This is a genomic window from Sandaracinobacteroides sp. (genome assembly GCF_057137845.1).
The window spans coordinates 1-3,734 of sequence record NZ_DBNHFX010000161.1 but is presented as its reverse complement, the minus strand read 5'-3'; the positions used below and the strand labels follow the sequence as shown (position 1 = coordinate 3,734).

8 protein-coding genes and 1 pseudogene are annotated in these 3,734 nt (G+C 65.0%); 1 reads left to right on the top strand and 8 read right to left on the bottom strand.

The window, feature by feature from the left end:
- Positions 1-198 (top strand): annotated as a pseudogene (locus tag AC16JP_RS09135) (hypothetical protein); the annotation flags it as partial.
- A gap of 17 nt (positions 199-215) precedes the next feature.
- Here the strand turns inward: AC16JP_RS09135 and AC16JP_RS09130 are convergent.
- Genes AC16JP_RS09130 through pspA form a run of 8 tightly spaced genes read right to left on the bottom strand, consistent with a single transcriptional unit; the run spans position 216 to position 3,491 of the window.
- The gene (locus tag AC16JP_RS09130; protein WP_484340302.1) at positions 216-593 is read right to left on the bottom strand and encodes a PaaI family thioesterase; all 378 of its coding nucleotides are present in this window, start codon (positions 591-593) and stop codon (positions 216-218) included.
- Positions 586-1,023, bottom strand: a complete 438-nt coding sequence (locus AC16JP_RS09125) for a PaaI family thioesterase (protein ID WP_484340301.1) — start codon at positions 1,021-1,023, stop codon at positions 586-588. The genes AC16JP_RS09130 and AC16JP_RS09125 overlap by 8 nt, the downstream gene beginning before the upstream one ends.
- Positions 1,020-1,442 (bottom strand): SufE family protein, encoded by a 423-nt coding sequence (locus tag AC16JP_RS09120; RefSeq protein WP_484340300.1) that lies wholly within the window; start codon positions 1,440-1,442, stop codon positions 1,020-1,022. The genes AC16JP_RS09125 and AC16JP_RS09120 overlap by 4 nt, the downstream gene beginning before the upstream one ends.
- A gap of 54 nt (positions 1,443-1,496) precedes the next feature.
- Complete coding sequence (locus AC16JP_RS09115; protein WP_484340299.1) at positions 1,497-1,793, bottom strand: hypothetical protein; 297 nt, start codon at positions 1,791-1,793, stop codon at positions 1,497-1,499.
- A gap of 26 nt (positions 1,794-1,819) precedes the next feature.
- Positions 1,820-2,065 (bottom strand): hypothetical protein, encoded by a 246-nt coding sequence (locus AC16JP_RS09110; protein WP_484340298.1) that lies wholly within the window; start codon positions 2,063-2,065, stop codon positions 1,820-1,822.
- A gap of 22 nt (positions 2,066-2,087) precedes the next feature.
- Entirely contained in the window at positions 2,088-2,474 is a 387-nt protein-coding gene (gene pspC / locus AC16JP_RS09105) for an envelope stress response membrane protein PspC (protein ID WP_484340297.1), read from the bottom strand.
- Positions 2,475-2,478: 4 nt separating this feature from the next.
- Entirely contained in the window at positions 2,479-2,790 is a 312-nt protein-coding gene (gene pspB / locus AC16JP_RS09100) for an envelope stress response membrane protein PspB (RefSeq protein WP_484340296.1), read from the bottom strand.
- A 32-nt stretch (positions 2,791-2,822) separates the two neighbouring features.
- Positions 2,823-3,491 (bottom strand): phage shock protein PspA, encoded by a 669-nt coding sequence (gene pspA / locus AC16JP_RS09095; protein ID WP_484340295.1) that lies wholly within the window; start codon positions 3,489-3,491, stop codon positions 2,823-2,825.
- Positions 3,492-3,734: the final 243 nt, after the last annotated feature.

Genomic DNA, 3,734 nt, shown 5'->3' with positions numbered 1-3,734 from the left:
CCAAGCGTGCTGCTGCACGGCGTCTATGATCCGGCGGCCTTCCCGGCGGTCGCGCTGGAATATGGGCTGGCCGCGCGCAAGGCAGGCGACAAGGCAGACGTGCAGATCGCACCCGTTGCCGGCCATTATGAAGTGATCGCGCCTGGCACTGCGGCCTTCGCGCAACTGCTGGCGGCGATCGAGCGCCTGTCGAAATAGCGCCCGTGCGGCAGCCTTCAGCCGTCGCGCAGGATCAGGAAGTTCAGCCGCGCAGCAGCGATCAGCTTGCTGCGATCATCCTGCCACGCCTCGACCCGCACATTGGCGACGCTGCGGCCAAGCCGCATGATCGTCGCCTCGGCGTGGGTGTCGATGGGCAGACCCGCGCGCAGATAATCGACCGTCACGTCGATCGGCTTGGCCTGCGCCCGATCCTCGCCCAGCGCATCCCGAACCGCCCGGTTGGCGGCGATTTCCATCAATCCGGCAACGGCCCCTCCGTGCAACCGGCCGGGCGATCCGATCAGATGAATGCCGAACGGCATGGTCAGCGCTGCACCGTTGCGTTTCAGGCCCAGCATGGCCGCATAGGGTGGCAGCGTCTGTTCAGCCATGCGCGCCACCCGTGAACATGAAGGTGCCGGCCACATGGGCAATCGGGTGGCCCGGCTCGCCGTCGTGGGCGATCCCACGCACGAACGCGACGCGGCGTGTCACCTTGTAGCATTCGGCACGGCCCACCACCGTCTTGCCGGGTTCCGCCGGGCGCAGATAATCGCAGCGCAGGTCCAGTGTGGCGTGCTGCACCATCCGCCCCAGCTTCACCAGCACGGCAAAGCCCGCCGCCGTGTCCATCAGCGAAAACACCGCCCCGGAAGCGATGACGCCGGTTTCCGGATAGGCAACCAGTTGCGGCGCGTAGGGCATTTCCAGCTCAGCCCAGTCGCGGCCGGCATCGGCGAAGCCGATTCCCAGCGCCGCCAGATGCGGTACAGCCGCCATGAACTGCCGCGACATGTCGCGAAGGGTGTCCTTGTCGATCAAGGCCGCGCCTCGGCCGCCAGCCTGCCCGCTGCTTCGCGCACACGGGCGATCATGTTCGGCAGCCCCTGCGTCCGGTTCGATGAAAGATGCTGGCGCAAGCCCAGTCGGTCGATCGCTGCTTCAAAGTCGGTCGCCAGCACTTCGGCGGGCGTCCGGCCGTCGGCCATCAGCACCACCAGCGCGACAATGCCCTTGGTGATCGCGGCGTCGCTGTCGGCCTGAAAGCGAAGCCGCCCGGCGTCTTCCAGCGGATAGACCCAGACGCTTGCCGAACAGCCCGGCACCTTGGTGGCAGCAGTTTTCAATGATGCGTCCATCGGTGCCAGCGCCCGGCCCAGATCGATCAGCAGGCCATAGCGTTCATCCCAGTCGAGAGCGGCGTCCCACTCCTCTTCCAGCTCGGCGAATGTCGGTGCCATGCACCCGGCCTAGAACAGAACGGCCGCCAGTGAAAGCCAGCCGCCGGGAGAATGTCAGGCAGCCGGCCGATCCGGCGCATCGCGGCGCGAGGGCGGCAGGCCGCGCAGCCGTTCGATCTCGTCGGCAAGCTGGTGCGAGGGGTCGGTCGCGATTTTCTCCAGCGTCCGCACCCGGTCGGAAAGCCGCGCCACTTCAGCCCGAAGCTGCCCCACCTCGGCGCTTGCCGCGTGCGACACATCGTTGGCATTGCGCTCCCAGCGGCGGGTCGCGCGGTTCCACCGCCCACCGCTCAACACGCGCCCGATCGTCGCAATCGCCACGATCAACACTAGGGCCGCCCACATGTTCATCGAGTTCATCCCTCCGTCCGGCGCGCCTAGTGGCGAAGCTCGTCGATCTGTTCGGCAAGCGAAAGCTGGCGATCGGTGGCGATCCGCTCCAGCACCGCGATGCGCGCTTCCAGCTTTTCGATGCGGGCCTGTGCGGCATCGGCAAGGCCGGTCGAACTTTTCTCCAGCAGGTCCAGCTTGCGGTGCTGCACCCTGGCCCAGTTCCGGCTGATGATGGCCACGATGGGGATCATCAGCGCCACAACCGGTATGATGAATGGTGTATCGAACATCGTTGGTTCCTATGCGATCGGTTCAGCGCAGCTCGTCGATTTCGCGGGCCAGCCGGTGGTTCGGGCTGGTGTAGGCGGTCTCGATATCGCGCAGGCGGCGGTCGATGTCGCGGAATGTCGAGCGCACCTGTCGGATCGACTGGTCGGGGGCGGCGCGCGTCTTCTGCCAGAAGGCGCGGTCTTCGGGGTCGGCGGCCTCGATCTCGTAAAAGGCGTTCGGCTTGTTGTCGGCAAGCCATGCGATCACGAAATAGGCGATCAGCGGGAACGGGAAGCCGAAGACCGTGGTCAATACCGTCAGGACGCGGATCCACAGAACATCGAAGCCCGTGTAATCGGCGATTCCGGCGCAGACGCCCAGAAGCTTGCCATTGCGGCGGTCCAGGAAAAAGGATGTGCGGCGTGCCATTGGATCAGTCCCTGTTGCGGCTGGCCGAACGAAGTTCGATCAGCGGATTTTCATTGGGGCGGCCAAGTTCGATGCGGCCTCCGGCCTTCGGGCTGCCTGCCTGCCCGTCGTCGGCATGATCGGCGGCGATGATGCGTTCGATGCTGTGCAAACGCTCGTCCAGCCTGCGGGCGATGTCGTGCAGCTCGTCCAGCAGATCCTCATCCTCGACCGTGATCGACTTGGCCTGCCTCCACTTCGTCAGATAGTGCAGGAACAGCCACGGCATCCCGATGAAGATCGAGACCACGGCCACCATCGGCATTAGATCTTCCATTTGCTCGGTCCTTCAACTGAAGTTCTGAAAACTCAGTGCCGCTGCTGCATGCGCGCTTTCAGCTCGGCCAGTTCCTCGGCCACCACGTCGTTGGTGCGCAGCTCGGCGATTTCTTCTTCCAGCGTCTTGGCTACCGGCGCCAGATCATAGGCTTCGGCCTGCCCTTCCGCGAGGTCGGCGCGGCGTTCCAGCAGTTCGAACCGCGAGAACGCCTCCTCGACGCGGGCGCCACGGGTCATTGCCCGCACCCGCGCGCGGTTCTGCGCCGATTCGATCCGCGTCAGCAGCGAATTCTGCCGTGTCCGCGCCTCGCGCAGCTTGGCTTCCAGCTTGGCGATATCGTCCTCGTGGCCGGAAAGCTGCTCGTCGAGCGCGGCAAGCTCCGAGCGAAGCATCGTCGCCGTCTGCGCGATCTTCTGCTTTTCCAGCAGCGCGGCCGTCGCCAGATCCTCGCGGTCCTTCGACAGCGCCAGTTCCGCCTTGTCGGCCCAGTTGCCCTGCGCCTGCTCCAGCTTGATCACCGTGCGACGGATTTCTTTCTGATCGGCGATGGTGCGCGCAGCCGATGCCCGCACTTCGACCAGCGTTTCCTCCATCTCCATGATGACCAGCCTGATCGTCTTGGCCGGATCTTCGGCGCGGTCCAGCAGATCGCTGACGTTGGCCTGGATGATGTCTCTGGCGCGGGAAAAGATACCCATTTTCATCTCCTCGGGGGCAAACGACCGTGATTCTTGCCCCAGTTCGATTGTGTAAGAAACCGGCCCGGACGGGAAGTCGGGAGAGAGGGGATAACCGCCCCCCGCCCGGACCAGCTGCCGACCGCTCATGAACGCGCCCCCGTGCGGGAATCGCGTGCGGCCTGCCAAACAGAACCCGCCTTGGCCGGCATGTGCAGCAAAGACTGAATTCGAACGTGCATTTCTGTCTCCGGATTGATCGAC

Coding starts and splice junctions, on each gene's coding strand:
- pspA (WP_484340295.1), bottom strand. CDS start 3,491: ATGGGTATCTTTTCCCGCGCCAGAGACATCATCCAGGCCAACGTCAGC.
- pspB (WP_484340296.1), bottom strand. CDS start 2,790: ATGGAAGATCTAATGCCGATGGTGGCCGTGGTCTCGATCTTCATCGGG.
- AC16JP_RS09120 (WP_484340300.1), bottom strand. CDS start 1,442: ATGGCACCGACATTCGCCGAGCTGGAAGAGGAGTGGGACGCCGCTCTC.
- AC16JP_RS09130 (WP_484340302.1), bottom strand. CDS start 593: ATGGCTGAACAGACGCTGCCACCCTATGCGGCCATGCTGGGCCTGAAA.
- AC16JP_RS09115 (WP_484340299.1), bottom strand. CDS start 1,793: ATGAACATGTGGGCGGCCCTAGTGTTGATCGTGGCGATTGCGACGATC.
- pspC (WP_484340297.1), bottom strand. CDS start 2,474: ATGGCACGCCGCACATCCTTTTTCCTGGACCGCCGCAATGGCAAGCTT.
- AC16JP_RS09110 (WP_484340298.1), bottom strand. CDS start 2,065: ATGTTCGATACACCATTCATCATACCGGTTGTGGCGCTGATGATCCCC.